This is a genomic window from Empedobacter sp. UBA5036, assembly GCF_002415215.1.
Lineage (GTDB): Bacteria > Bacteroidota > Bacteroidia > Flavobacteriales > Weeksellaceae > Empedobacter > Empedobacter falsenii_B.
This window is the reverse complement of record NZ_DICC01000068.1, coordinates 60709-87604: the sequence shown is the minus strand read 5'-3', so window position 1 is coordinate 87604 and position 26896 is coordinate 60709. Positions and strand designations below refer to the sequence as shown.

At 31.7% G+C, this 26896-nt stretch carries 27 protein-coding genes; 17 read left to right on the top strand and 10 right to left on the bottom strand.

Going from position 1 to position 26896, the window contains the following annotated elements; genetic code table 11:
• Positions 1–139 precede the first annotated feature (139 nt).
• Positions 140–2452: an outer membrane beta-barrel family protein gene (locus B4J88_RS13130; protein ID WP_291067811.1), complete on the top strand. Its 2313-nt coding sequence runs from the start codon at positions 140–142 to the stop codon at positions 2450–2452.
• 74 nt (positions 2453–2526) lie between these two features.
• Here the strand turns inward: B4J88_RS13130 and odhB are convergent, their stop codons facing one another.
• Positions 2527–3759: a 2-oxoglutarate dehydrogenase complex dihydrolipoyllysine-residue succinyltransferase gene (gene odhB / locus B4J88_RS13125; RefSeq protein ID WP_185096030.1), complete on the bottom strand. Its 1233-nt coding sequence runs from the start codon at positions 3757–3759 to the stop codon at positions 2527–2529.
• 18 nt (positions 3760–3777) lie between these two features.
• Positions 3778–6567, bottom strand: a complete 2790-nt coding sequence (locus B4J88_RS13120) for a 2-oxoglutarate dehydrogenase E1 component (protein WP_291067810.1) — start codon at positions 6565–6567, stop codon at positions 3778–3780.
• A 157-nt stretch (positions 6568–6724) separates the two neighbouring features.
• On the opposite strand from B4J88_RS13120, the gene B4J88_RS13115 reads away from it, so the two are divergent.
• From B4J88_RS13115 to B4J88_RS13105, 3 genes are all read left to right on the top strand, one after another.
• Entirely contained in the window at positions 6725–7876 is a 1152-nt protein-coding gene (locus B4J88_RS13115; RefSeq protein ID WP_291067809.1) for a sensor histidine kinase, read from the top strand.
• Positions 7877–7967: 91 nt separating this feature from the next.
• Positions 7968–8204, top strand: coding sequence for a DUF2281 domain-containing protein (locus B4J88_RS13110; RefSeq protein ID WP_114999511.1), 237 nt, complete (start codon positions 7968–7970; stop codon positions 8202–8204).
• Positions 8194–8487 (top strand): type II toxin-antitoxin system RelE/ParE family toxin, encoded by a 294-nt coding sequence (locus B4J88_RS13105; protein WP_114999509.1) that lies wholly within the window; start codon positions 8194–8196, stop codon positions 8485–8487. Before B4J88_RS13110 ends, B4J88_RS13105 begins: the two co-directional genes overlap by 11 nt.
• Before the next feature lie 83 nt (positions 8488–8570).
• On the opposite strand, the gene B4J88_RS13100 is transcribed toward B4J88_RS13105, so the two are convergent.
• From B4J88_RS13100 to rsmA, 3 genes are read right to left on the bottom strand one after another with little or no spacing between them, the layout of a single operon-like run.
• Entirely contained in the window at positions 8571–9020 is a 450-nt protein-coding gene (locus B4J88_RS13100) for a GyrI-like domain-containing protein (RefSeq protein ID WP_114999507.1), read from the bottom strand.
• Positions 9021–9031: 11 nt separating this feature from the next.
• The gene (gene mgtE / locus B4J88_RS13095) at positions 9032–10387 is read right to left on the bottom strand and encodes a magnesium transporter (RefSeq protein WP_038332427.1); all 1356 of its coding nucleotides are present in this window, start codon (positions 10385–10387) and stop codon (positions 9032–9034) included.
• 3 nt (positions 10388–10390) lie between these two features.
• The gene (gene rsmA, locus B4J88_RS13090; protein ID WP_038332430.1) at positions 10391–11158 is read right to left on the bottom strand and encodes a 16S rRNA (adenine(1518)-N(6)/adenine(1519)-N(6))-dimethyltransferase RsmA; all 768 of its coding nucleotides are present in this window, start codon (positions 11156–11158) and stop codon (positions 10391–10393) included.
• A 106-nt stretch (positions 11159–11264) separates the two neighbouring features.
• On the opposite strand from rsmA, the gene B4J88_RS13085 reads away from it, so the two are divergent.
• The 4 genes from B4J88_RS13085 to truB are packed head-to-tail and all read left to right on the top strand — an operon-like array spanning position 11265 to position 14056.
• Positions 11265–12158: a cell division protein FtsX gene (locus tag B4J88_RS13085; protein WP_114999502.1), complete on the top strand. Its 894-nt coding sequence runs from the start codon at positions 11265–11267 to the stop codon at positions 12156–12158.
• Entirely contained in the window at positions 12158–12460 is a 303-nt protein-coding gene (locus tag B4J88_RS13080) for a DUF3098 domain-containing protein (protein WP_052217597.1), read from the top strand. Before B4J88_RS13085 ends, B4J88_RS13080 begins: the two co-directional genes overlap by 1 nt.
• The gene (locus B4J88_RS13075) at positions 12460–13344 is read left to right on the top strand and encodes an undecaprenyl-diphosphate phosphatase (RefSeq protein WP_291067808.1); all 885 of its coding nucleotides are present in this window, start codon (positions 12460–12462) and stop codon (positions 13342–13344) included. Before B4J88_RS13080 ends, B4J88_RS13075 begins: the two co-directional genes overlap by 1 nt.
• Position 13345: 1 nt before the next feature.
• Entirely contained in the window at positions 13346–14056 is a 711-nt protein-coding gene (gene truB / locus B4J88_RS13070) for a tRNA pseudouridine(55) synthase TruB (RefSeq protein WP_291067807.1), read from the top strand.
• 38 nt (positions 14057–14094) lie between these two features.
• On the opposite strand, the gene B4J88_RS13065 is transcribed toward truB, so the two are convergent.
• On the bottom strand, positions 14095–14757 hold the full coding sequence (locus tag B4J88_RS13065) for an alpha/beta fold hydrolase (protein ID WP_114999497.1): 663 nt from the start codon (positions 14755–14757) through the stop codon (positions 14095–14097).
• 8 nt (positions 14758–14765) lie between these two features.
• On the bottom strand, positions 14766–15587 hold the full coding sequence (locus tag B4J88_RS13060) for an AraC family transcriptional regulator (protein WP_180906175.1): 822 nt from the start codon (positions 15585–15587) through the stop codon (positions 14766–14768).
• Between the two features lie 194 nt (positions 15588–15781).
• Here B4J88_RS13060 and B4J88_RS13055 point away from each other — a divergent pair, with 194 nt between their 5' ends.
• From B4J88_RS13055 to B4J88_RS13025, 7 genes are all read left to right on the top strand, one after another.
• Positions 15782–17293, top strand: a complete 1512-nt coding sequence (locus tag B4J88_RS13055; RefSeq protein ID WP_286513982.1) for a succinate CoA transferase — start codon at positions 15782–15784, stop codon at positions 17291–17293.
• Between the two features lie 104 nt (positions 17294–17397).
• The gene (locus tag B4J88_RS13050) at positions 17398–17676 is read left to right on the top strand and encodes a hypothetical protein (RefSeq protein ID WP_038337307.1); all 279 of its coding nucleotides are present in this window, start codon (positions 17398–17400) and stop codon (positions 17674–17676) included.
• Positions 17677–17682: 6 nt separating this feature from the next.
• Positions 17683–18072: a hypothetical protein gene (locus B4J88_RS13045; RefSeq protein WP_221855306.1), complete on the top strand. Its 390-nt coding sequence runs from the start codon at positions 17683–17685 to the stop codon at positions 18070–18072.
• A 9-nt stretch (positions 18073–18081) separates the two neighbouring features.
• Entirely contained in the window at positions 18082–19218 is a 1137-nt protein-coding gene (locus B4J88_RS13040; protein WP_125349732.1) for a glutathionylspermidine synthase family protein, read from the top strand.
• A gap of 242 nt (positions 19219–19460) precedes the next feature.
• Complete coding sequence (locus B4J88_RS13035; protein ID WP_125349733.1) at positions 19461–20120, top strand: DUF4240 domain-containing protein; 660 nt, start codon at positions 19461–19463, stop codon at positions 20118–20120.
• Positions 20120–20527 carry a hypothetical protein gene (locus B4J88_RS13030; protein WP_125349734.1) on the top strand — a complete coding sequence of 136 codons (408 nt, stop codon included), beginning with the start codon at positions 20120–20122 and terminating at the stop codon, positions 20525–20527. Before B4J88_RS13035 ends, B4J88_RS13030 begins: the two co-directional genes overlap by 1 nt.
• A gap of 176 nt (positions 20528–20703) precedes the next feature.
• On the top strand, positions 20704–21126 hold the full coding sequence (locus B4J88_RS13025; RefSeq protein WP_280049580.1) for a hypothetical protein: 423 nt from the start codon (positions 20704–20706) through the stop codon (positions 21124–21126).
• Positions 21127–21176: 50 nt separating this feature from the next.
• On the opposite strand, the gene sucD is transcribed toward B4J88_RS13025, so the two are convergent.
• The 3 genes from sucD to B4J88_RS13010 all read right to left on the bottom strand — a co-directional run bounded on the left by sucD (position 21177) and on the right by B4J88_RS13010 (position 24011).
• Positions 21177–22046, bottom strand: a complete 870-nt coding sequence (gene sucD, locus B4J88_RS13020; protein ID WP_280035736.1) for a succinate--CoA ligase subunit alpha — start codon at positions 22044–22046, stop codon at positions 21177–21179.
• A gap of 167 nt (positions 22047–22213) precedes the next feature.
• Positions 22214–23140 (bottom strand): UDP-3-O-(3-hydroxymyristoyl)glucosamine N-acyltransferase, encoded by a 927-nt coding sequence (locus B4J88_RS13015; RefSeq protein WP_114999484.1) that lies wholly within the window; start codon positions 23138–23140, stop codon positions 22214–22216.
• Between the two features lie 88 nt (positions 23141–23228).
• Entirely contained in the window at positions 23229–24011 is a 783-nt protein-coding gene (locus B4J88_RS13010) for an META domain-containing protein (protein WP_291067806.1), read from the bottom strand.
• A gap of 163 nt (positions 24012–24174) precedes the next feature.
• On the opposite strand from B4J88_RS13010, the gene dnaG reads away from it, so the two are divergent.
• Positions 24175–26121, top strand: a complete 1947-nt coding sequence (dnaG, locus tag B4J88_RS13005) for a DNA primase (protein WP_291067805.1) — start codon at positions 24175–24177, stop codon at positions 26119–26121.
• A gap of 248 nt (positions 26122–26369) precedes the next feature.
• Positions 26370–26861, top strand: coding sequence for a septal ring lytic transglycosylase RlpA family protein (locus tag B4J88_RS13000; protein ID WP_280049577.1), 492 nt, complete (start codon positions 26370–26372; stop codon positions 26859–26861).
• The last annotated feature ends 35 nt before the right edge of the window (positions 26862–26896 follow it).

Here is a 26896-nt window from a genome sequence, read left to right as displayed (position 1 = left end):
TAATTTAAATAATATTGTAAACAATTATCATTTGACACCAAGTTGATAAAAAACATTTAAAAATATAAATTAAAATTGTTCAAACAAAAATTTTACTTCCTCTAAATGTAAGTAAAACAATAATCAACACAATTTTATTATGAAGTTTCTACAATTAATTCTCATTTTGATTAGCTCTTTTGCTTTTGCACAAGAAAAATATTCGATTACAGGCTATATTTCATCAGAAAAAGAGTCAAAAACAATTCACGCAAAAGTTATTTTATACGATGAATTTCAAAATGTTATTCAAACAATTGAAACTGAAAATTCTAAATTTAACTTTGAAAATTTAGAACCTAAAATCTATTTAATTTCTGTTATTTATGACAATAATATTCAAGATGAAGAACCTTTTTATTTAAACGAAAATAAAACATTTCACTTAAATATTGATGAAACTGTACAAATTGATGAAGTTATAATCAATGGAAAAAAAGAAACTTTCAAAATAGAAAATGGCAATTATAATATTGATGTCGCCAATTCAAATTTTAATAAACTTGCTACAACTAAAGAATTATTTTCAAAATTACCAAGCGTCATGTTAGGCGCAGATCAAGAAACATTGACGATTATTGGAAAAGGAAATCCTTTGTTGTATTTGGACGATCAACAAGTTGATTTTTCTACCATTTCGAGTTTAGCAATTGAGGACATAAAATCGATTGAAATTATCAAAAACCCTTCTGCTAAATATGAAGCAAATGGAAAATCTATCGTAAAAATTAATCTAAAGAAAAGTAAAAAAGAAGGTTTAAAATTGACTTTGCAAGAAACATTATCTTTCAAAAGAAAGTTTAATAATTATTTCAATTCGACTTTTCAAATTCGTAAAAATAAAAGCGAATTTAAACTGAACGCATCTTATAATCAACTAAATCCGTGGGAAGGAAATGGATTCGATTATCGCATAAAAGACAAAAATATTCAGTCCAATTATTTCATAAAATCGCAAACTAAACGTCCACATTTTATTGTAAACACAAGCTTTTTTCAGGAATTAAATGAATCTGGAGATTATTTTTCGTTTGCTATTAATTCAAATTTTAGAAAAGATAAAGGTTTGCTTGATACCAAAACAGAATATACCGAAAACAATGAAAATCAATCTATTTTAACGTTAAATGATAATGAAAATCATCGAAATTTTGTGAATACTTTGGTGAATTACAATAAAAATATTCAATCAATTGACGCAAGTATTTTAACAGGATTACAATACACGATTTATAACACAGGAACAATATATTATTTTTACAATAAGATTAATGAGAATAATATCAAATACAATCAATCGCGCTATCAAAAATATCGTCTTAAGGTTTTTGCAGGAAAATTTGATGTAGAGAAAAAGTTTGAATCTGATCAAAAAATTGAATTTGGAGGACGTTTTACGCATGCAAAATCTGAGACGAATAATGAAACATTTTTTCCTCAACAATCATCAGAAGAATTTCTTTATAATTTCAAAGAACTGAATCTTTCCGCCTATTTGCAATACACTAAAAATTATGAAAAATGGAATTATAAAGCTGGATTAAGAACAGAAACGACTAATTCTAAAGGTTTTGATGAAATAAAACAACTTTCGGATATTGATAAAAAATACATCGATTGGTTTCCGAATGCAGAAATTAATTACACTTTTGATAATAAAAATGCGTTAACAATTTACTATAAACGTACAATTGATAGACCGAATTACAGCAATCTTTCTTCTGGGAATTTGTACGGAAGTCCTTATATCGAATACAGTGGAAATTTTAATATTTTACCTACTTACACCGACACATTTTCAGCGAATTATTCATTAAAAAAATGGAACATGAATGTGACGTATTATCAAAGTAAAAATCCGATGAATTATACATTAATTTATAATGATGTGAGAAATATTTCAACATTTACAACGATTAATTTCGAAAAAGAAAAAAACATTTCTGTTGCTTTGGATGTTCCATTCGAATATAAATTTTGGTCAACACAAATTAGTTTAGCTATAATTTATAGTAAAATAATTGATGAAAAAGCTGTGTTAAAAAAATCGATTCCGTATATCTATTTATACTCTAATCACAATTTCAAATTGGGAAAAGATTTCAACTTTATGGTTGATGGATATTGGTTAAGCAAACGAACTGAAGGAATTTATGATCGAAATTCTCAAGTTATCGTTAATCTTGGATTGACAAAATCATACAAAAACTTTGATTTTTCTATTCGTTTCAATGATTTATTCAAACAAATGAAATTTAGCGAAACACTGAATTATGATAAAATAAGTTCTAAAAATCTATTTTTAGTCGATTATCAAGAACTATCAGTTAGTGTTAAATATAATTTTGGCCGATTGAATAAAACCATCTCGAAAGAGAATAAAGTAAATGAAGAGGAAGGGAGAATTAGGTAATCTCAACTTATAAACCAAAAAAGCCATTCTTTCGAATGGCTTTCAATTTATGGATTGTTAGAATGTTTTATGTATTACAATTCTAAAGCTCTTTTAGCGTCACCTCCCATTAATACGTTTAATGGATCTTCTACCGCTTCTTTAACAGCAACTAAGAATCCTACAGATTCGCGTCCGTCGATGATACGGTGGTCATAAGATAAAGCAACATACATCATTGGAGCGATAACAATTTGTCCGTTTTTAACAACTGGACGCTCAACGATATTGTGCATTCCTAAGATACCTGATTGAGGTGGGTTGATGATTGGTGTAGACATCATAGATCCAAATACACCACCATTAGTGATTGTAAATGTACCTCCTGTCATTTCATCAACAGAAATTTTTCCGTCACGTACTTTGATTGCTAAATCTTTGATAGATTGCTCAACACCACGGAAAGTTAAGTTTTCTGCATTACGTACAACTGGCACCATTAAACCTTTTGGTCCTGATACTGCAACAGAAACGTCAGCAAAGTCAAATTTTACTTGGTAGTCACCGTCAATCATAGAGTTTACGTCTGGGTATAACTCTAATGCGCGTGTAACTGCTTTTGTAAAGAAAGACATGAATCCTAAACCAACACCGTGTTTAGCTTTGAATTCGTCTTTATATTGGTTACGTAAAGCAAAAATTGCAGACATATCAACTTCGTTGAATGTAGTTAACATTGCAGTTTCATTTTTAACAGAAACTAAACGTTGTGCAATTTTACGACGTAATGATGATAATTTTTTCTCTGATTGAGCACGAGTTCCTTGAGTAGAAGTTCCCATTGCTGGTGTAAAACGAGCTGCATCATCTTGAGTGATACGTCCGTCACGTCCTGAACCTTTTACTTGAGAAGCATCGATACCTTTTTCGTCTAAAACTTTTTTAGCCGCTGGAGATGGAGTTCCCGTAGCGTAAGTTGCAGCTGGAGCAGCAGGTGCTGGCGTAGCAACTGGAGCTGGAGCAGCTTTTACTTCTTCTTTAACCTCAGCTTTTGGTGCTTCTGCAGCTGGAGCGCTTCCTCCTTCTGGTTTAGCAGCTGATGTATCAATAAGACAAACAACTTGTCCTACTTCTACAACATCACCTTCTTCCGCTTTCAAAGTGATAATTCCACTTTCTTCTGCTGGTAATTCTAATGTTGCTTTATCTGAGTCAACCTCAGCAATTGCTTGGTCTTTTTCTACGTAATCACCGTCTTTTACTAACCACGTAGCGATCTCTACTTCTGTGATTGATTCCCCTGGTGATGGGACTTTCATTTCTAACATATCTATTAGCTTTATTTTTTAATTGAATACTTTATTAATTACCTCTTCGTAAATTGCAGCCCAACGTTTACTTGAACCTGGTGCTGTTGCAGCACTTTCTGCTGGAGAAACTACGTCGAATGGATATTTTCTTAACTTACGTAAGATATACATCCAAGCTCCCATATTTTCTGGTTCTTCTTGTGCCCAAACCAATTTAGCATTACCAAATTTAGAGATGATAGCATCTACTTTTTCTTCATTTAAAGGATATAATTGCTCTAAACGAATAATTGCAGTTTCTTTATCACCTAATTCTTGGCGTTTTTTGTCTAAATCGTAGTAGATTTTTCCTGAACAGAAAACTACTTTTTTCACTTTTTTCGCATCTACTGTTACATCTTCGATGATTTCTTGGAAACCTCCATTTGCGAAATCTGCTAATGATGATACTGCTGATGGATGACGTAATAATGATTTTGGTGACATTACAACCAATGGTTTGCGGTAATCTGTTACAACCTGTCTTCTTAATGCGTGGAAGAAGTTAGCTGGAGTTGTGATATTTGCAACAAACATATTGTTACCAGCACACATTTGTAAGAAACGCTCTAAACGTGCTGAAGAGTGCTCTGCTCCTTGCCCTTCATATCCATGAGGCAATAACATTACTAAACCATTTTGTAATTTCCATTTATCTTCTGCTGCAGAAATATATTGGTCGATTACGATTTGCGCTCCATTCACGAAATCTCCAAATTGAGCTTCCCAAATAGTTAACGCTTTAGGATTTGCCATTGCATATCCATAATCAAAACCTAAAACTGCATACTCAGATAATAATGAATTATAGATTCTTAATTGACCTTGTTCATTATTGATATGGTTTAATAAGATAATTTCTTCTTCTGTGTCTTCAGTTTTTACAACCGCATGACGGTGAGAGAAAGTTCCACGTTCTACATCTTCCCCAGAAACACGCACGTTACGTCCGTCTGTTAAGATAGAACCGAAAGCTAAAGCTTCTCCTAATCCCCAGTCAATTTTATCTTCCTCAATCATTTTTCCACGTCCTTCAATTAAACGAGAAACTTTTTTGATTAATTTTTTACCTTCAGGAACTGTAGAAACAGCTTTTGCAATTTCTTTTAATTTTGCTTCGTCGTAAGAAGTATTTGCTTGTTCAAAAACTTTTGCATCATCAGCTATTTCAAATCCTTCCCACTCTTCTGGCATGAAAGGGAAAATGTGATTACGCTCAATTTCTTTAGAAGCTTCGAAATTCGTTTCTAATAAAGCTTTAAATTCTGCTTCTTTTTGTTTAACGATTTCTTCTCCTATTACACCTTCTTTTAATAATTTATCCTTGTAAATTTCACGAGGATTTGGGTGTTTAGCGATTAAGTTATATAATTTAGGTTGAGTGAATTTTGGTTCATCACCTTCGTTATGTCCATATTTACGGTATCCTAATAAATCGATGAATACATCAGAACCGAATTCTGCACGATAATCTGCTGCAAAACGGAAAGCGTGAACTACCGCTTCTACATCATCAGAATTTACATGCATTACAGGAGACAATGTTACTTTTGCAACATCTGTACAATATGTAGATGTACGCGCATCTAAATAGTTTGTTGTAAACCCAATTTGGTTATTTACCACAACGTGTACTGTTCCACCTGTTTTGTATCCGTCTAATCCTGCCATTTGAACAACCTCGTAAACGATTCCTTGTCCAGCTACAGCAGCATCACCATGAATTAAGATTGGAATAATTTTAGAATAATCATCTTTATAATCTTCCTCAACTTTTGCACGTGTAATACCTTCTACAACTGCATCTACAGTCTCTAAATGAGATGGATTTGGTGCTAAATTGATTCGGATATCTTTTCCATTCAATGCTTTGATTTGATTTGATGATCCCATGTGATATTTAACATCACCAGCCATTAAATCCGTATCAAAAGCTTTTCCTTCGAATTCTGAAAAGATTTGAGAATATGATTTTCCAAAAATGTTAGCCAAAACATTCAAACGGCCACGGTGAGCCATCCCTACGATAACCTCTTGTACGCCGTGTTCTGCAGAACGATTAATCAATGTATCCAAAGCAGGAATCAAAGATTCATTTCCTTCTACCGAGAAACGTTTTTGTCCAACATATTTCGTGTGCATAAAGTTTTCAAAAGCAGTTGCTTCATTCAACTTTTCTAAAACACGTTCTTTCTCCTCTTTAGATAATTTTGGTTGATTCAAGTTTTGGTTTAACCAATTCTGAATCCAATTAATTCTTTGAGGTTCTCTTACATACATATACTCGATTCCGATAGATTCGCAGTACATGTTTTCTAAGTGTCCAATGATTTCACGTAAAGTGATTGGTCCACCGATACCTAAAATTTCACCAGCGTTGAATGTTAAATCTAAGTCAGCATCAGATAAACCAAAGTTTTTGATGTCTAAAGTAGGTTCAAAAGTTCTACGCGCTCTAACCGGGTTAGTCTTTGTAAATAAGTGTCCACGCGTACGGTAAGCATCAATCAAATTGATTACTTTAAATTCTTTCTGTACGTTGTCTGGAACTTGAGATACTACTGCAGGATTAACTACTGCTTGCGTTGTTTGACTAGCTTTGTTAGGAGCTGTTTGTGTTGCTGGTGCAAATAATGGCTCTCCATCATATGTTGCATTCGCAAAGTCATACCCTTGGAAAAAAGCTTTCCAACTTGGTTCAATACTATCCGGATATTGGACGTATTGATCATATAAGTCGCCTATAAACTCTAAATGAGCGGCATTTAAAAACGAAAAACGATCCATAAATTTTACTCTCTATGAGATTTAGCTACAAAAATAAACTATTTAAGGCTTTAAAAAAAATTACTTTCATCATATTTATCTTATCTCGCCATAAAAATATATTATAATCAAATAATCATTACATTTGATATAAATTTAAGAAAGATTTTACATTTAGATGAGAAATTTTCTAACAAAAAAAATAAACAAACGTTGGATTGGCTTCTTTATAATATTTGTGATTTTCGCTATTACAATATGGTCGAGTAACAAAATTGTACAAGAGCTAAAACGTGAAGAACACAAACGTGTAGAGAATTATGCGCGATCGCTAGAGTTGATAAGCTCATCAGAATTTTTAGACCCGAAAACGCAAGATTTTCTATTCAAATTAATTGAAGACAACAAATCAATCCCTGTTGCACTTGTAGACGAAAAAGGCATTATTGTAGACACCAAAAATATTGATGAATCCATCGTAAAAGATTCGGTTCAATTAAAAAAATATGTCAACAAAATGAAATCGTCGGAACAAACAATTGATGTTGAATTAATCGGAACTAAAAATTATGTTTATTTCAAAAATTCAAAACTTCTCAATCAATTACAATATTATCCACTCATCATTATTTTATTGATTTTACTGTTTTTTGGATTTTCGTACTGGTATTTCAAAACAGTTCGTGACACCGAAAAAAGTTATTTATGGGCTGGAATGGCAAAAGAAACGGCACATCAAATTGGTACACCACTTTCTTCGTTGATGGGTTGGGTCGAATTATTGAAATTGGAAGAAATCGATCAAACTTCAGTCATAGAAATTGAAAAAGATGTGGATCGATTGAAACATATTGCCGAACGTTTCTCGAAAATTGGTTCAACTTCTGAACTCAAACAAACTGATATTATTTCAACTTCCAAACAAACAGTGGATTATATTTCGCAACGCATTTCGAAAGGAATTGAATTAAACTTTACTACCGATGTCGATGAATTTAACATCAATCTTAATTCTTCTTTATATAGTTGGGTTATCGAAAATTTGATGAAAAATGCCGCTGATGCAATGCAAAATAAAGGCGTTTTGGATATCGATATAAAAACGAAAGGTAAATTTGTCGAAATTTCTATTGCTGATACAGGTTCTGGAATTCCGACCAAATTACAGAAAAAAATTTTTCAACCTGGCTTTACAACAAAAAAACGTGGTTGGGGATTGGGATTATCATTAGCCAAACGAATTATCGAAGATTATCACAAAGGAAAAATATTTGTTGCCAAATCATCCAAAGAAATCGGAACTGAGTTTAAGATTTTATTGAAAAAATAATCAGAAATATTACACAAAATCTTGATTATATAATAAGGTATACTTTTTGTAACTTTGTTAGAACGACAACTGTTTTGTAAAATTAATAATTATGAATGCAACGACTATTGAACAAGTGAATTCTAAATTGAAACAACTTCCTGAATCACTTTTGGAAGAAGTTGAGCGTTATATTGATTTTTTAACTTATAAACATAATCAAGAAACTGAATTTGAGTTAACGGAAGAACAAAAGGAAATTTTGGATAATCGACTTAACGAGCCAAAAGAAAATTTTTTGAATGCAAAAGATGTATTGAAAGAATTGCACGGAAAATATGATTTATAAGATTAGAATTTCTTCCGAAGCTGCCCAAGATATTGAACAAGCTATTTCTTATTATTCAAACTTTTCTACATCTGCTGCAAAATCATATTTAGCTGAATTGACAAAAGTTTTGGAAGCTTTGGAAATAAATCCTTTTTATCAAGTAAAATATAGAAATTTGCGTGCAAAACCTTTTAAATCTTTTCCTTATTTGGTTTTATTTGAAACTAATGAAGAAGAAAAAACTGTATTTATTTATGCAGTTTTTAATACACATAGAAATCCTACAAAATATCCAAAATAAAAAATGAGCTGAAAGTAAAACTTCAACTCATTTTTTAAATATCATTTTCTAATATCTAAATTCTAGTATCTCAGTACTAATTACTATTCTTTCACACCAATATAAATCTCAATTTCTGCATCAGCAGGATTTTGAGCTTTTTCGGTGTACAATTCGTAATCATATTTATACGTGCGATTTAGATTTGCATCATCATTCCAAATTTCTGCCCAAGTTTTTCCAACTGCTTCATGTAATTCTCCTTTGGCAATATATTTTTTGAATGTTTGTGGCTCAAATTCTCGCCCAACCATCCCTTCTGGAATTTCATCTAAAGAAGAAACTCCTAAACCAATAATCGTCGTATATTTTCCTGTAAAATCACTTTCGTAATCTGTGTAAACAGAATAAATATTAGAACTAATTGCATTTGGAATTTTAGTCATTATATTCTCACCAAAAAATTGATTCCACAATTTTCCTAAATCTTCAATCGCTTGACTATCATTATTAGACGTTTGAGTTGCTATTCCTATAATTTTTAACTTATTCATTTTTAAAGTTTTTAAAATCCTAAAATCATTTTCGCAATCGAAAAGTAAATCAACAAACCAAAAATATCATTACTTGTTGTGATAAATGGACCTGTTGCAATCGCAGGATCAACACCATATTTATGCAACATAATTGGAATAAATGTCCCAATCAAACTTGCTAAAATCATCACAATAACTAAAGCTAATACAATGGTTGAGGAAATTTCGTAACTCGTACTCATTAAGAAATGTGTCGCCAATAAAAGCACAAAAGCTAATAATGTACTATTTAATAAAGCCAATAACATTTCTTTTCCTAATCTTTTCCAAATAGAACCCGAAATATTACTATTCGCCAAACCTTGCACAATAATAGCAGAAGATTGCACACCAACATTTCCTGCCATGGCAGCAACCAGCGGCGTAAAAAAGAATAATTGCGGATACAAATTCATCGCATCACTAAAACTTTGCGACACATTAACAGCTACAAAACTACCTACCAAAGCCAATAAAAGCCAGGGCAAACGAGCGCGAGTTAATTTTAAGATATTATCATCAGAATCGACATTTTGAGTAATCCCGGCTGCTAATTGATAATTTTCTTCAGCTTCTTCACGAATCACATCAATCACATCATCCACCGTAATTACACCAACCAAACGCATTAATTCGTCTACAACAGGCACTTCGTACAAATCATATTTTTCGATTACTTTCGCAACCTCCATATCTTTTGTATAGGTCTTTACATATTGGATCTTTTCATTGTAAACATCTGCCACTTTTGTATTCGCAGAAGTCGTCAACAAACGCTTCAAACTCAATGTTCCAAGTAATTTTTCATCTTCATCAACCACATAAATTGAGAAAACCTCTTCTAAATCCTCAGCTTGTTTTCGCATTTGTTTTACTGCTGTGATTACCGACCAATCTTTGTTGACTTTTATCAACTCTTTTCCCATCAAACCTCCAGCCGTATCTTCGTCATAACGTAAAAGATCTACAATTTCACGGGCATGTTCTTGGTCTTCTAATTGCGCAATTACCTCATCTTTCTTTTCATCCGAAAGCTCATTAATGACGTCAACCGCATCATCGGTATCCATCTCATTAATGACATCTTCAGCAATTTCTTTTGCAGTAAGCGTTTTCAGAAATTTACGTCGATCATCTTCCTCTAATTCAAGAAGGATATCTGCAGAAATTTCATTATCGAGTAAATCAATTACAAAAGATTGTTCTTTGGTCGAAAGCTCATCAAACAATTCAGCAATATCGGCGGGGTGCAAATCTTGCAACATCTCCTTAACCGCTTTAGCATTTTGCTGATTAATACTTTCGTTTAAATGTTCAATAAAATCTTTTGTAATTTTTACCTCCATAATCTATTTCATTCTTTTCGTTAACTCAATAAAATCTTCGACAGATAATTGTTCTGCGCGCATGTTCAAAAACTCGTGATCGTTTAAATCCTCAGGAATCCCCAAAGCTTTCAACGAATTACGAAGCGTTTTTCTTCTTTGTCCAAAACCAGCTTTTACCACTTGAAAAAATCGTTTTTGTTCGACTCCTTCTATTTCTGTTCGGTAGCGTTTCATAATAATAACGCCCGATTTTACTTTTGGTGGTGGTGTAAAAACGTGCTCCGGAACTGTGAACAAATACTCGCAATGATAATAAGCTTGCGCTAATACAGAAAGTATACCATAATCTTTTGTTCCTTTTTTAGAAGCGATACGTTCGGCTACTTCTTTCTGAAACATTCCACAAACTTCGGGAACGGTGTATCGCTCTTCTAAAGCTTTAAAAATAATTTGCGAAGATATATTATACGGAAAATTTCCTAAAATAGCAATTTGTTCATCAAACTTTGATGAAAAGTCCATTTTCAAGAAATCTTCGGAATGAATTTTAAATCCTGGATAAAATGGTTGATAATATTCTTTTAAATATTCGACTGATTCTGTATCAATCTCCACAACCTCTATATTTTTCTTTGCTTGTAAAATATATTTTGTCAACACGCCCATTCCTGGACCAATTTCTAAGACACGATCATAGCCTTCCCAAGTTAATCCTTCGGCAATGTCTCGTGCAATATTTTCGTCATTCAAAAAATGCTGACCTAAATGTTTTTTAGCTTTTACTTTCAAAAATTCTAAATTTTAAGTTTTCTTTAACCAACTTACCGTAGAATATATACGGAATATCTTTCTTGCGAAATAAGTTTTTTTTATCTTAGCCCCAAAATTAACCCAAATGTCAAAAACGAACGATAAATTTGAGAAAAAAAGACTGCGATCTTCAAACATCACTGTTGTGATTAGTATTTCGCTTGTTTTATTTCTATTAGGTATTTTCGGCTTAATTGTCATTAATGCACAAAGTTACGCAGAACATCTAAAAAGAGAGTTAAAAATCGAGGCATATTTTAAAGATGTCGAAGATCCAAAATTAAAAGATAAGGAGCTTGATTTACAGAAATCTTATATCGATTCGTTGAAAGTGAAGTATCCTTTTGTTGAAGCTACACAGTATATCAGCAAAGAGGATGCAGCTAAAATTGCGAAAAAAGATTTGGGTACGGATGGTAGTGATTTCTTCGAAGAAAGTATTTTCCCTGCATCAGTTCAAATCACATTGAACCCTGCATTAATACAATCAGTTGAACAAATTGATTCTATTAATAAGGTATTGGCAAAAAATCCAATTGTAGACGAAGTAAAAAGTGACAAAGAAGCGATGGTAACGATTTACCACAGCATCAACAAAATTACTTTCTGGATTATGATTTTTGCTGTTATTTTCTTAGTGATTGTAGTCGTTTTAATTAACAACTCTATTCGTCTGAAAATTTATGCAAAACGTTTCAGCATCAAAACAATGCAATTAGTTGGTGCGCGTAGACGTTTTATTGTAAAACCTTTCTTGATAGAAGCCGCAGTTTTAGGTTTCTTAGCAGCATTTATTGCAGCGGTAGGATTAGGTTTCTTATGGTACATTTTAGCAACAAAAGTTGGTTTAGTACTTTGGAATCCAAGCTTTACTCCACTTATCCTTATTTTAATTGGAATTGGAGTTGTTATTGCCGTTTTCAGTACATTGTTTGCTGCATGGCGTTATTTAAGATTAAAAACTGATCAACTTTATTAATGAAATCAAATTCTATCGATACAACAAAAAAATCAGCATCTACAAATGATGCTGGTTTTACTTTTTTATTTGGAAAAAGAAATTACATTTTCATGGCAATTGGTGTTGCGCTAATTGGTCTTGGATTTTTATTAATGACAGGACACGACGCCAACACAAGGCCAGATGGAACGTGGGATGCAAATTATTGGAACGATGAAATCTATTCTTTTCGTAGAATTAGATTAGCGCCATTTTTAGTTGTCGTAGGTTTCATAGTCGAGATTTATGCCATTTTAATCAATCCGAATAAAGAAAAATAATGAATACTTTACAAGCAATTATCATTGCTATTATAGAAGGTCTTACCGAATATTTACCAATTTCTTCTACAGCACACATGGGATTCACAGCAGCTTTGATGGGAATGCCAGAAAGTGAATTCTTAAAAATGTTTCAAGTTTCTATACAATTTGGAGCAATTTTATCAATCGTCGTTTTATATTGGAAAAAATTCTTTGACTTCAAAAATTTCAATTTCAATTTTTACATCAAATTAGCTTGTGCTGTTATTCCTGCCCTTATATTAGGAAAATTATTTGATGATAAAATCGAAGCTGTTTTAGGAAATCAAGTTGCTATTTCTGGAATGTTAGTTTTCGGAGGTATCATTTTATTATTTGTAGACAAATGGTTCAAAAATCCTAAAATTAATGATGAAAAAGATATTACATTAAAACAAGCAATTATTATCGGTTTTTGGCAATGTTTAGCGATGATGCCTGGAACTTCTCGTTCTGCCGCTTCTATTATTGGTGGTATGACGCAAGGTTTATCGCGTAAAGCAGCTGCTGAATTTTCTTTCTTTTTAGCGGTTCCGACAATGTTAGCGGTTACAGTTTATTCTGTTTTTGTGAAAACATGGGGAGAAGATACTGCAACACCAATGAGAGGTTACGAAATGATTTTGCAAGATCAAAACCATATTATATTATTTGTAATTGGAAATGTTGTCGCATTTATTGTGGCGTTAATCGCAGTAAAAACATTTATCGCAGTTTTAACAAAATACGGTTTCAAATTTTGGGGTTGGTACAGAATTATCATCGGTATTATTTTACTGATTTATTTCTCTTACAATTCTCCAACACAAGCAGAAAAAGATAATGCCGCTTCAGTAGAAACTACAATGATTCAGCACAAATAAGATGAATGTAGAAAAAATACAAGAAGGTCACGTTTTTTTGATTGATAAACCACTTGATTGGACATCTTTTGATGTCGTGAACAAGATTCGTTGGAATATTAGAAAAGCATATAATTTAAAGAAAATAAAAGTTGGGCACGCTGGAACTTTAGATCCTAAAGCGACTGGACTTTTATTGGTTTGTACAGGAAAATGGACAAAACGCATTGATGAATTTCAGGCGCAAGAAAAGACCTATACAGGTACAATTAAATTAGGTGTTACAACGCCTACATATGATTTGGAATCGGAAGAAGATCAAACTTTTCCTACGGAACATATTACAGAAGAAATCATTCACGAAGCAACGAAACAATTTATTGGAGAAATTGAACAATTTCCACCAATGCATTCAGCTGTAAAAGTGGATGGAAAACGTTTGTATGAATTGGCTCGTGAAGGTCAAGAAATAGAACGTAAAGCACGTAAAATAACGATTCACGATTTTAAAATTACGAATATCAATTTACCTTTTGTTGATTTTGAAGTAAATTGTAGCAAAGGAACCTACATTCGTTCTTTGGCTTTTGATTTTGGAAAAGCAGTCAATTCTGGAGGATATTTAACAGCACTTCGTCGTACAAAAATTGGCGAATTTGATGTAATTAACGCCGAAAATTTCGCTTTAGAAAAAAGTTATTTCGAAGAAGAAAATACAACAGAAGAAGTATAAAATTAGAAAAGCTTGAACAAATGTTCAAGCTTTTTTAATTATAAAGTGATTAATACTTTATTTATTTCGTCACTCACTAATTTTGGCTTTTGCATCACCATAATATGTGTTCCGCCTTCTATTTGTATTGCATCTTTGATATATTCAATCGGAAAAACAATATCTTTTGTACCATGAATATGTGTAATATTTTCTTCATGATAAGCTGTAGAATGTTCCCAGTTTACAATCTTATGAATCGACCAACTTAAATATTCTTTGTTTCGAAACTCAAAAATATCGTCAATATTATCTTTTTCTCGATCAGTATAATATAATTTTCGCATCATCATGTACGAAAATGTCCGATCCGAAGTTAAGAAACTCATCGGAATTATTTTATGTGCATTAATAGAAGCCGAGAATCGAAATAACTTCGGAAGCTCTGCCCTATTCTTCACTGTCGAAATCAGAAATGTATGTTTTGGATTAATAAAACGATTCATTTCCTGCACAATTATTCCACCAAAAGATAATCCCATCAAAAGAAAATCTTCTGTGGGATTTATTTTATCTAATAATCTTTCGGTATAATGAGCCAAAGTTTCATCTTTCTCTGGATCTAACCAAGGAATATAAACTTGCTCAAAATCTTGTTCCAAGCGTAGATTTCGAAAAGCATTTGCATTTGCACCTAATCCACTTACTTGATAAATTTTCATACCTTAATTTATAATATATCTTTTTTCTTTGAGTAATCTGTTGGACGAACTCCAATTACTTTTTGGAATGTATTACTAAACGTTGGCAAACTATTGTAACCAACCATTGTCGAAATTTCGCTGATTGAATACGTATTATCAATTAATAATTGTAAAGCGCGTAGCATTCTCAAAATCGTGAAATATTGGACAAATGTCATATTCAAATCTTTTTGAAATAATCGTGATAATGATCGTTCAGAGAAACCGAATTCGGCCGTAATTTTCTTCATTGTAATCGAAGAATCCATATTATCATCTAAGAATTGAACGATTTTTTTCAGACGTTCGTCGTGAGGAAGTGGTAAAGCCAATCGTAAACTACTTTTACTTACTTTAGGTAATATTTCTTTGAAAGCTTGCGCGATTACATATTCGCTTCTATTTTCTGGAACAATATCTCCTTTCCATTGGTTAGAAAATAATAAAAGTTCTAACAATAATCCATCAGCAGGATAGATTCCTACTTTTTTATAAAACGAATTATCACTTTCATTAATAGGGAAATATAAATTTCTCATAATCACCTCTGGTGTATTTGGGTGTATACTATGTTCCACATGAGGCGGTATCCACATATAGTGTCTTGCAGGTAAATAAAAGGTATCTTTTCCTATTTTTACATAAACTATTCCTCCCTCACAATAAAGAAATTGCGCTTTGTTATGTTTATGTTCTACCACGTATGCTTCCGAAATTTCCTTATGGTAACAGAAAATTGAGGTTGGTAATTTGTCAATTTCGGTTAGGTAATATCGTGTTTCGAACTTATTATCCAAATGTATATTCATAGTTTCTTTAATTGTGAACTAATATAATAATTTATTTGATATAATGTATAATGTACACAAATAAAAGTGTCCGAAATGAATAATTATTTGACTATTTTTGATATTAACTTTTTATTAATTAATCCAATATTTGTAATTCCCTCCGTTCAGAAGGGAACAATTATTGAATAGTATTAGAAAGAAAAAGTTGCATTATGTTGGAAAGAATAAAATTAACTGACTTACAGTCAAAAGTAATGACAGCAGAGGAGTCTGCCAAATTTTTTGAAGATGGAATGACTGTTGGTTCTAGTGGTTTTACAAGAGGAGGCGATACAAAAGTTGTATTAAAAGCTGTTGCGGAGCGTGCCAAATCTGAAAATTTAAAAATCACTTTAGTAACAGGAGCTTCATTAGGACATGGTACAGACGCGGCTTTAGTAGAAAGTGGAGCATTAAAAAAACGTTTACCATTCCAAGTAGACACTGTAATGCGTAAAAATATAAATGCAGGTAATGTTTTATTTATCGATCAGCATTTAGGAGAAACTGCCGAACATATTTTAGATGGACAATTTAAAATTAATTTAGGTGTTTTAGAAGTTGCTGAAATTTTAGAAGATGGTTCTTTAGTACCTACTACTTCTATCGGTAATAATGCAGAAATCGCTGCAAATGCAGACAAATTAATCATCGAGATTAACACGTCTATTCCTACAAATATTAAAGGTATTCACGATATTTATAGTGTAGAAGAATATGGAAAACGTACTCCAATTAACATCACTGCTTGTGATACAAAAATTGGAACAGAAACAATAAAAGTAGATCCTTCTAAAATTGTTGGAATTGTTTTTCACGACATTCAAGATGCTCCTGGAGACATTCAACCAGCTGATGAAGCGACTGCTGCAATCGCTCAAAACATTGTAAAATTCTTCGAAAATGAAGTTGAAGAAGGTCGTCTTACAAAATCATTAATGCCATTGCAATGTGGAATTGGTAAAGTTGCGAATGCTGTTTTAGGTGGTTTAGAACATTCTGATTTTGAAGATTTAGTCATGTATTCAGAAGTTTTACAAGATTCTACATTTGACTTAATCGATTCTGGAAAAATGAAATTTGCTTCAGCATCTTCTATGACAGTTTCACAAGAATGTTACGATCGTGTAATTGGAAATATCGACAATTATAAAGATAAAATTGTTTTACGTCCACAATCTATTTCTAACTCTGCCGAAGTTATTCGTCGTTTAGGAATTATCGGAATCAATACTTCTTTAGAGTGTGATATTTATGGTAACGTAAACTCAACTCACGTTTCTGGTACACACATGATGAACGGTATTGGAGGTTCTGGAGATTTTGCTCGTAATGCATTTATCTCAATCTTCGTTACAGCTTCTATCGCAAAAGGTGGTAATATTTCGTCTATCGTTCCTATGGTTTCTCACACTGATCACACAGAACATGATGTAGATATTATTGTAACAGAGCAAGGTTTAGCTGATTTGAGAGGTTTAGCGCCACGCGAAAGAGCCATCGAAATCATTAACAACTGTGTTCACCCAGATTATAAAGCAGAATTATTATCTTACTTCGAAAGAGCTTGTGCAGAAAGAGGTGGTCAAACGCCACACATCTTAGAAGAAGCATTTTCTTGGCACACAAGATTGAAACAAACAGGTTCTATGAAAAAAGAAGAATTATTAGTTTTAAATCATTAGAATAATAAATAATAAAACTATACTTTTTCAAAAAGCATAATTCAGAATTTCTGGATTGTGCTTTTTTTGTGAAATAATGTAACTTTGTTAGAAGTCTAAGAAACATGAAAAAAATACTTTTAATAACACTACCATTGACAACTTTTTTTGCGTGTCAATCTAATCAAAACGAAAATCAGAATTTAGAACAAATTGATAAAAAATCGGCTCGCGAAGTTGTTTTAACAACCGAAACAAAAGGCGATTCTGTTTTACATATTACCAAACAAAAAATTTGGTCAAATGATTTGATGATTGCAGAAAAAGTAGATACATTGATTACGCACAAACAATATACACCTACCGATTCTACCAAAATTCCTATTTACGTAACCATTCAATAATCTATCATGAATAAAAGAGAAAAAAGAGCAAGTAAAGTCGTGACTTTGGTGTTAATTTCTTCGGTTCTTAGTTCGTGTATGAATCGTGAAGAAGCGCCCGTTACAAACAATGCGCAAAAGGTATATATGCGTGCAGATTCTACTGCGCCTTACACAGATGTAACGTCAAATTATGCATCGCATTCGGGTGGTTCGCATCACGGTGGAATGGGAAGTTCGTTGCTGTGGTTTATGGCTTTTCGTAGCTTAACTGGTGGCGGAATGGGCTATGCAAGTCAAGGTTTGCATCAACAATCTAATGTCGGAACAAACGCAGCAAAAGCGCAAGCGTATAAAAGTCAAACTGTTCGCGGTGGATTCGGAAAATCTGCTTCTTCTCGTTCAGTTTCATCTTAAACAAATTTTATGCAATTAAAAAGAATAAAAGCGGACGAAAACTGGCAAGAAAGGTTAGAAAATATCGGCTTTGGTTATCATACAGACGAAAATAAACAAACCTATTGGGTAGAAGATTATTATTATTCGATTTCGGAAAAAGAAGCGGATAAAATTTTTGAAGCGACAAACGAATTATGGGAAATGTGCTTGAATGCTGTCGAACATGTGATTCAAAATAATCGTTTGGACGAATTTAAAATTCCAAAATTTATCCAACCTTATTTGATTGATACATGGGAAAATGATGCGCCAAGTATTTATGGACGTTTTGATTTTGCTTATGATAATGATCAATTAAAAATGTTAGAATTCAATGCTGATACACCAACTTCTTTGTTCGAATGTGGTGTTGTACAATGGCTTTGGATGGAAAATTATTTTGGAGAAACGAAAGATCAATTCAATTCTGTTCATGATAAATTAATTGAAACATGGAAAATGTTAAAACCTTATTTGAAAGGTGAAACATTGCATTTTTCTTGCGTGAGAGAATCGTTAGAAGATTTGACGAATATCGAATATATCAGAGATTGTGCGATACAAGCCGGAATTAATACCAAATTAATTTACGTTGACGAAATCGGTTGGAATAATGTCAATTTTGTTGATTTAGAAGAAAAACCAATTACAGATATTTTCAAGCTTTATCCGTGGGAATGGATGATGAACGAGTTGTTTGCATACAACATCAAAAATGATGAAATCAACGCAAATTGGATAGAACCTGCTTGGAAAATGATTCTTTCGAACAAAGCTATTTTACCAATTTTATGGGAATTGTATCCAGATCATCCATTATTATTAGAAGCTTATACAGATTCACCAAAAGAGATGAAGAATTATGTCAAAAAACCATTGTTATCACGTGAAGGCGCAAATATAGAAGTTGTAAAAAACGGAACTATTTCGGAGCAAACTTCAGGAGAATATGGTGAAGAAGGTTTTATTTATCAAGCTTTGGCTAATTTACATCATGAAGAAACAGGTTATACCATTATCGGAAGTTGGATTATTGGACAAGAATCATGTGGAATTACGTTCCGCGAAAGTGACCAATTTATTACAACCGATAAAAGTCGTTTTGTTCCGCATATTATTGAGTAAAATATTTAAAACCAAAAAGTCTAATTCCACTTCGAATTAGACTTTTTTTAGTTTAAACAAAATCAAACAATTACCTTAAAAATTGTAAATAGTTTAAAAATTAATAGGTTTCATCATATTTTATTTATAAATTATAAAAAGATTTTATTAAAATGTTTTATCAATTAAAGGTTTAAGAAATAAAACGTTAGATAATTTTTTACGAATCAAAACCAACTAAATACAAACTAAAAAGTAGAAATATGGATTTTTTAGATGATTTGTTTAACTCTTCAACCCTTCCCTCAGAGCGCATTTCGCGTATGCTCGAAGAAGATTTGTTTTGGCAAATTATAGAAAATTCTTTGCTCAATGCCAATAATTTGCAAGATCAAGAAAAGGCTTTGGAACAAGAATTAGAAGATCTAACTGCCGAGGATATTATTGGTTTTCAACTTCGATTAGAGTTCTACTCCTATTCATTACATTCGCCTGAAATATGGTGTGCAGCTTGTATTATGAATGATGATACAGATCCAACACATTTCTATTATTTCAAAAATTGGATTATTTCGCAAGGACAAGAATTGTTTGAAAAGGCAATTTTGAATCCTGATAATTTAGCTGATTATTTTAACGAAGGCTTCAACGAAGATGATTTATATGAATTTGAAGATTTTCATTTAATCGCTGATGATGTTTTCTATGAAAAATTCGAACACAAGATTATTGACTTTGTAAACAAAGAATGTTTTAAATTTTATACAGAAAAATCTCCAAAACCTGAGTTTGATTGGGATGATGAAAATTTAACCAATTTGCAAATCATTTGTCCAAGATTATTCAAAGTTTTTATCGAAGATTATTCTCCAGATGATGACGAAATGGAGGATGATTTTGATGATGAAGACGAGTTTTTATAATGATAATATTTAATACCCATTTTATTCCTTCAAGGGAAGATAGTGCTCTAAGGAAAATTGTCACATTAATTTCAGTAGTTGCCTATTTCTTTTTTATATTAATTGGATATAGCGCATTCAATTATTTTTTAATTTCTGGACATATTATAGTTCAACTTTATTTTATAATTAGTAATAGTAAAGAGTCTTATGAGTTTAATAACAACAAACTTATTTATACTAATTTAGTATATAAGAAAGCGATAGATTTCACAAGCTATAGTATTACAAACGGTGAATATAAAGATTCTTATAAAAAGAAATCTAATGGACAATTAATTCAATTGTATGCTGATAATAAAATAGTTTGTCGTATTAAAGAAGTTCATAATAAATATGTGTTTGATGAGAGATTCTATCTTATTTAAAAACTAATTATCCTGAAATAAAAAAGAATGAAGATTTTGAAATAAGTTTTGTAGAAAAAGAATATATTATAATTACATCATTGATTTTCTCCTCTTTAATAATATTTATTTTATCTTTTAGCATAGAAAATTATCAGCCTGATAAAATACAAGAATACAAAACCATTAAAGGTCATATGGCTTATCAGCCAGAAATAGATTTTAGTGGAAAAAGGAAAAATCGAAAAGAATATTTAATCTTTAAATTAAAAGAATATCCTCAAATAAATTTCAATTTACAATATGAAAATTTCAATAAAATTAATGGATATGAATTTGTTAAAACAAATCATCAAAATAATTTGATTGAATTCGAAATTTTTAAAGAGGATAATGATTACAAAATCAAAAAACTGGCACAACCTTATTTTTATTCTCATTTAAATAATAAGAAAATAATATCAATACAAGCTTTAAAATATCAAAATAAAGAGTTAATACAAATCGATTTTTCAAATAAATTTCAAGGGCGATTTGATTTATTACTAATGTGTTTAGGAGTATTATTGATTGTATTGATTACATATAATATTTATTGCATAACAAGAATTTTAAAATAAAAAAAGGAACTCAAATTTGAGTTCCTTTACTATTTTGATTAAGAATATTCTTATCCTAAAACTTTTGCAACTGTAGCTCCAATATCAGCAGGAGATGCAACAACGTGGATTCCACATTCTTCCATAATTGCCATTTTAGCTTGTGCTGTATCATCAGCTCCACCAACGATAGCTCCAGCGTGTCCCATTGTACGACCTTTTGGTGCAGTTTGTCCTGCAATAAATCCTACAACTGGTTTAGTTCCATTTACTTTAATCCAACGAGCAGCCTCAGCTTCTAATTGTCCACCAATTTCACCAATCATTACGATACACTCAGTTTCTGGGTCATTCATAAATAATTCAACAGCTTCTTTCGTTGTAGTTCCAATAATTGGGTCTCCTCCAATTCCGATTGCTGTAGAAATTCCGTAACCAGCTTTTACAACTTGGTCAGCAGCTTCGTAAGTTAAAGTTCCTGATTTAGAAACGATACCAACTTTACCTTTTTTGAAAATGAAACCTGGCATAATACCAACTTTTGCTTCCTCAGAAGTGATAACACCAGGACAGTTAGGCCCGATTAATGTTACATCTCTTTGATCAACATACGCTTGTACTTTTACCATATCTTCTACTGGAATACCTTCTGTAATACAGATAATTACTTTGATACCTGCTTCTGCAGCTTCCATTACAGCGTCAGCAGCGAATGCTGGTGGAACGAAAATAATAGAAACGTCTGCTCCTGCTTGATCAACAGCATCTTTTACTGTGTTAAAAATTGGTAACCCTAAGTGAGTTTGTCCTCCTTTCCCTGGAGTTACACCACCTACTACTTGTGTTCCATATTCAATCATTTGCTCAGCATGAAAAGTTCCTTCTTTCCCTGTGAAACCTTGAACGATTATTTTTGAATCTTTGTTTACTAATACAGACATTGTGATTTTTAATTTACACAAATATAAAAGGAGTTTTGCATTTTAAAAAATATTCAATGTAAAAAATACACTAAATCTTTATTGGAACAGGACAAAAAAGGATAAGATATTTATCATAAAAAAAGCCGACCAAACGGTCGGCTATAAAATATTTTCTATAGATAATTTTATTTTCTCTTGTAATCGCGAACCATTATCTCTGTGACAGCCATTTTTTTATACAATCCTCGAGCCTCTTCAGCTGGATAACCAAAATATGTTTTTCCTCCTTCCAGAGATTTACTAACTCCTGCTTGTGCTAATAATACCGCTTTTGTACCGATTGTTACACCACTTGTAATCCCAACTTGTCCCCAAATAGAAACTTCGTCTTCTACATTTACACAACCAGCAATTCCAACTTGCGAAGCAATCAAACATTTTTTACCAATAATTGTATCGTGACCAATCTGAATTAAATTATCCATTATTGTTCCTTCACCAATAATTGTAGAAGCAGAAACTCCTCTATCTATCGTACAATTCGCACCAATTTCTACATTATTTTCGATGATAACATTTCCGACAGATTTTAAACGATCAAAACCTGTTTCACGGTTTTTGTAGTAAAATGCATCAGCTCCTAAAACTGTTCCCGAACGAATAATTACATTATCTCCGATAATTGCATAATCATTGATTGAAACATTAGAATGAATCACACAATTTTTTCCAATTTTGACATGATTTCCTATAAATGCGCCTGGCTGAATAATTGTTCCTTCACCTATTTCTGCAGAATCAGAAATTTGTTTTGTAGCAGCTTCAAACGCCATAAAATGTTGTCCAATTTTGACAAAATCACGGAAAGGATCATCAGAAATCAACAAAGCTTTTCCTTCTGGACAATCAACTTCTTTGTTAATCAAAACAATTGTAGCATTCGATTGTAGCGCTTTATCATAATATTTTGGATGATCAACAAAAACAATATCTCCCGCTTCTACACGGTGAATTTCATTGATTCCTTCTACTGGAAAATTTTCGTCTCCAATAAATTTCGCATCGATAATTGATGCTATATCTTTTAATTGATGTGTTTGTGGAAATTTCATCTTTCTCTCCTTTTAAAAAGTCTACAAATATAAAAATAAAAAAGCTGTCAAAAAATGACAGCTTTAATGATTTATGAATTGAATTTCATTATTTTTTCTTGAAAACCATTGTTTTAACATCATTTGCAAACAAAACTAATTTTCCGTCTACAATTTCGTATTTGTTTACATTGTTAAAACGCTCTCCAAAAGCATCAGAATCTACTCCTTGACAAGCCATACGCGTAGTTGCGATGTTTTTTACAGTCAATGAATTGCCAACCGCTACATAAGCTCCTGTCAAATTATTACATCCATCATTACCAGAAACTTTGTTATTTTGGAATGTTAATGTAGGTTTTTGATTTGGAAAACGATCATCTAATGATTTTGCACTTCTATCTTTACCAATAAATTCTTCTAATTCCCAAGAACCTGCTAAAGTACCAGGACGAACAAAAGTCATGATGACAATATCTCCTTGAATTAATAATAATTTATTATCTGAAATAGAGTATTTTAATTTTCCGTTTAATTTTGAACTGAAATTAGAATCTTCTACATTTTGACAAGCTTTCATCGTAGACATCATATTACCAAATGTAATTTCATTTCCAGAAATTGTAACTCCTCCATTCAAAGTGTTACAACCATCCGAAACATTTAACATACTATTCGAAATAAAATTAAGGTAAGGAGTTCCCATTGGATAAGCTTCTGCAATAGAACCTGCCTTCATAAAATTGATTTGGCTCAACTCCCATTTTCCTAAAATAGAGTTGTTATTTGTGTTTTCAGTATTACCTATCACGTTATTAACAGTAGAACAAGATGTTAAAAATCCTGTTGCTAAAATTGCTGCAAAAGATATTTTTAAAATTGTTGATTTCATAAAATTTAATTTCAAGTTTCAGTCTAATAAACGAATATCATACAAAATCTCAAAAATGTTAAAATTCGTTTCTACAAAGGTTTTGAAAAGATGAAGCCAAGTAAAGAATTTGTTTTAATTTTGAGAAATAATTTGTTTACATAATTCTAAAAAATAATTCAATTTGATTTCTCAAAGAACGATAGATATAATTTTCGAAACAGCTCGTGTAGAAGAAGTTGTTGGTGATTTTGTTACCTTAAAACGTGCAGGTTCTAGCTTAAAAGGACTCTCGCCTTTTGGTAATGAAAAGACACCTTCTTTTGTTGTTTCGCCTGCCAAACAAATCTGGAAAGATTTTTCTTCTGGAAGAGGTGGAAATGTTGTGACTTTTTTGATGGAAGTTGAACAATTTACTTATCCAGAAGCGTTGCGATGGCTGGCAAAACGTTATAACATCGAGATTGAAGAAGATGGTGAATATACTTTTGAGCAACAACAAGAAGAAAAAGACCGAGAAAGTTTATATATCTTGACTGATTTTGCGAAGAAATTCTTCACTAATCAATTGCATAATTCGGAAGAAGGAAATTTAATTGGTCTGAGTTATTTCCGTGAACGTGGTTTCACCAAAGAAACTATCGATAAATTTGAACTTGGTTATTCGCCAAAACAATGGGATGCTTTTGCTGAATATGCTTTAAAAAATGGTTATTCGAAAGAATTAATTGAAGAAGCTGGTTTAGCAACTTTCAAAGAAGATAATAAGAAATATGATAAGTTTCGCGAACGTGTTATGTTTCCTATTTATAGTTTTTCTGGTAGAACATTAGGTTTTGGTGGACGAATTTTGCGAAATGATGCCAAAGCTGCTAAATATTTAAACTCTCCCGAAAATAAAATTTATCATAAAAGTAAAACGCTTTACGGATTATTTCAGGCAAAGCAACACATTACAAAAGCCGATCAATGTTTTTTGGTTGAAGGTTATACAGATGTTTTGTCTCTGCATCAAGCTGGAATACAAAATGTGGTGGCGAGTTCTGGAACAGCACTTACAAATGAGCAAATTCGTTTGATAAAACGTTTGACAGAGAACATCATTGTGATGTACGATGGCGATAATGCTGGTATCAAAGCTTCTTTCCGCGGAATTGATATGATTTTGGAACAAGAAATGAATGTCAAAATTCTATTGTTACCAGAGGGCGAAGATCCGGATTCGTTTGCGAAAAAACATTCGACAACAGAAATCGAAGCGTATATAAAAGAAAATGCCTCCGATTTCATTCGTTTTAAGGCAAATGTTTTGTTGGAAGATGCGAAGAATGATCCTATCAAAAAAGCTGAATTAATCAGAGAAATTGTAAAATCGATTTCACTTATTCCGAATATTATCAAACAAGAAGTTTACATTTCAGAAACTTCTAAAATTATGGAAATTCGAGAAGAAGTTTTGTTCAAAGAGTTAGCTCAATTGCAAAATTCTGGAGATAAATCGACTTCTTCGTCTTCTCATATTACCGATAATGCACGAACGAAAAAAACTGCTATTTCGGTTGTTCCGCCTACAAAAGAAGTCATCAATGTTCAGCAAACTGTAGAAAATGAAATCATTAAGTTGATTATGCAATTTGGTGATTTAGAAGTTGATTTGAAGAACGAGAACAACGAGCTATATAAAACAACAGTTAACCAAGAAATCATTTCTCAATTTGATGAAAACGAGTTAAGTTTGAGTAATCCACTTTATCAATCTATTTTAGAAGAAGTGAAAGTTGGTTTGGGAAATGATGAATTGCGAACAGGAACTTATTTTTCTCGATTAACCAATCCAGAAATTGTACAGCTTGCTTCGGAAATGATGTTAGAAAAACATAGTTTAAGCGAAAACTGGACAGTAAAGCAAGGCATCAACATTAAGAAAAAAGAAGAATTTGTGCACAAAGATTTATTTGATGTTTTACTTCGCTTCAAAATTATTTACATAGATAATGTGATTAAAGAATTGATGCATCAAACAAAAAATCCTGAATTATCAATCGAAGAAACGAGTCAAATTCTTCAACAAATTATGCATTTTACTGGATTAAAAAATATCTTAAATCAACATCTTAATCGCGTCATTTAATTTAACATTTACTGATTAAAATCACAACTCACTGACTAATAAATATTTACATAAAAATTACAAATAGTTCTTAAAAATTTTAATAAGTGACTATATTTTTAACTTATTGTTAACAATTCTTTATAAAGCTACTAAACATAGACATTTAGGTCTCTTTTATTTTCTAAAAAAACATTAGAAAAAACTATGCATGTACAAACAAAATCTATTATGCTTATTTTAGATAAAGATTCAGAAAGAACTAAAGAATGACAAAGAATATTTTAACATTATTAGTAATGCTGATGATTATCCCAATGGCTCAAGCTAAAGGAAAATCAAACTTTTCAATAGAAAATCCGTTACCAGTTACTATAACTAAAAATTTGAAACTTAATATAATCAATAAATTTTCAGATTTTAATAAAACAGATAACACTGCGATTTCGGAAATTGTTGAAAAAGCTGGAAAAAAAGTAAGTGGAATTGTATCATGGTATGCTGATAAATTTCACGGTAAAAAAACTTCTAGTGGCGAGTTATATAACAAAAATAACTTAACTGCAGCCCACAAAACTTTACCATTCGGTACAAAAGTCAAAGTAACCAATACAAATAACGGAAAATCTGTTGTTGTAAAAATAAACGATAGAGGACCACATACAAAATCTCGTTTATTGGATTTGAGTAAAGCAGCGTTTACTTCTATAGGTTCTATTAATTCGGGAACATTAAACGTAGAAATGGAAGTTGTAGAGTAAAACAATTTTTAGATATTAAAAAAGAAAAGGATTGA

Coding starts and splice junctions, on each gene's coding strand:
- B4J88_RS13010 (WP_291067806.1), bottom strand. CDS start 24,011: ATGAAATCAACAATTTTAAAAATATCTTTTGCAGCAATTTTAGCAACA.
- mgtE (WP_038332427.1), bottom strand. CDS start 10,387: ATGGAGGTAAAAATTACAAAAGATTTTATTGAACATTTAAACGAAAGT.
- B4J88_RS13115 (WP_291067809.1), top strand. CDS start 6,725: ATGAGAAATTTTCTAACAAAAAAAATAAACAAACGTTGGATTGGCTTC.
- B4J88_RS13120 (WP_291067810.1), bottom strand. CDS start 6,567: ATGGATCGTTTTTCGTTTTTAAATGCCGCTCATTTAGAGTTTATAGGC.
- odhB (WP_185096030.1), bottom strand. CDS start 3,759: ATGTTAGAAATGAAAGTCCCATCACCAGGGGAATCAATCACAGAAGTA.
- B4J88_RS13035 (WP_125349733.1), top strand. CDS start 19,461: ATGGATTTTTTAGATGATTTGTTTAACTCTTCAACCCTTCCCTCAGAG.
- B4J88_RS13025 (WP_280049580.1), top strand. CDS start 20,704: ATGGCTTATCAGCCAGAAATAGATTTTAGTGGAAAAAGGAAAAATCGA.
- B4J88_RS13000 (WP_280049577.1), top strand. CDS start 26,370: ATGACAAAGAATATTTTAACATTATTAGTAATGCTGATGATTATCCCA.
- B4J88_RS13050 (WP_038337307.1), top strand. CDS start 17,398: ATGAAAAAAATACTTTTAATAACACTACCATTGACAACTTTTTTTGCG.
- B4J88_RS13085 (WP_114999502.1), top strand. CDS start 11,265: ATGTCAAAAACGAACGATAAATTTGAGAAAAAAAGACTGCGATCTTCA.
- B4J88_RS13075 (WP_291067808.1), top strand. CDS start 12,460: ATGAATACTTTACAAGCAATTATCATTGCTATTATAGAAGGTCTTACC.
- B4J88_RS13110 (WP_114999511.1), top strand. CDS start 7,968: ATGAATGCAACGACTATTGAACAAGTGAATTCTAAATTGAAACAACTT.
- truB (WP_291067807.1), top strand. CDS start 13,346: ATGAATGTAGAAAAAATACAAGAAGGTCACGTTTTTTTGATTGATAAA.
- B4J88_RS13100 (WP_114999507.1), bottom strand. CDS start 9,020: ATGAATAAGTTAAAAATTATAGGAATAGCAACTCAAACGTCTAATAAT.
- B4J88_RS13060 (WP_180906175.1), bottom strand. CDS start 15,587: ATGAATATACATTTGGATAATAAGTTCGAAACACGATATTACCTAACC.
- B4J88_RS13105 (WP_114999509.1), top strand. CDS start 8,194: ATGATTTATAAGATTAGAATTTCTTCCGAAGCTGCCCAAGATATTGAA.
- sucD (WP_280035736.1), bottom strand. CDS start 22,046: ATGTCTGTATTAGTAAACAAAGATTCAAAAATAATCGTTCAAGGTTTC.
- B4J88_RS13055 (WP_286513982.1), top strand. CDS start 15,782: ATGTTGGAAAGAATAAAATTAACTGACTTACAGTCAAAAGTAATGACA.
- B4J88_RS13080 (WP_052217597.1), top strand. CDS start 12,158: ATGAAATCAAATTCTATCGATACAACAAAAAAATCAGCATCTACAAAT.
- B4J88_RS13040 (WP_125349732.1), top strand. CDS start 18,082: ATGCAATTAAAAAGAATAAAAGCGGACGAAAACTGGCAAGAAAGGTTA.
- B4J88_RS13065 (WP_114999497.1), bottom strand. CDS start 14,757: ATGAAAATTTATCAAGTAAGTGGATTAGGTGCAAATGCAAATGCTTTT.
- B4J88_RS13045 (WP_221855306.1), top strand. CDS start 17,683: ATGAATAAAAGAGAAAAAAGAGCAAGTAAAGTCGTGACTTTGGTGTTA.
- B4J88_RS13030 (WP_125349734.1), top strand. CDS start 20,120: ATGATAATATTTAATACCCATTTTATTCCTTCAAGGGAAGATAGTGCT.
- B4J88_RS13015 (WP_114999484.1), bottom strand. CDS start 23,140: ATGAAATTTCCACAAACACATCAATTAAAAGATATAGCATCAATTATC.
- B4J88_RS13130 (WP_291067811.1), top strand. CDS start 140: ATGAAGTTTCTACAATTAATTCTCATTTTGATTAGCTCTTTTGCTTTT.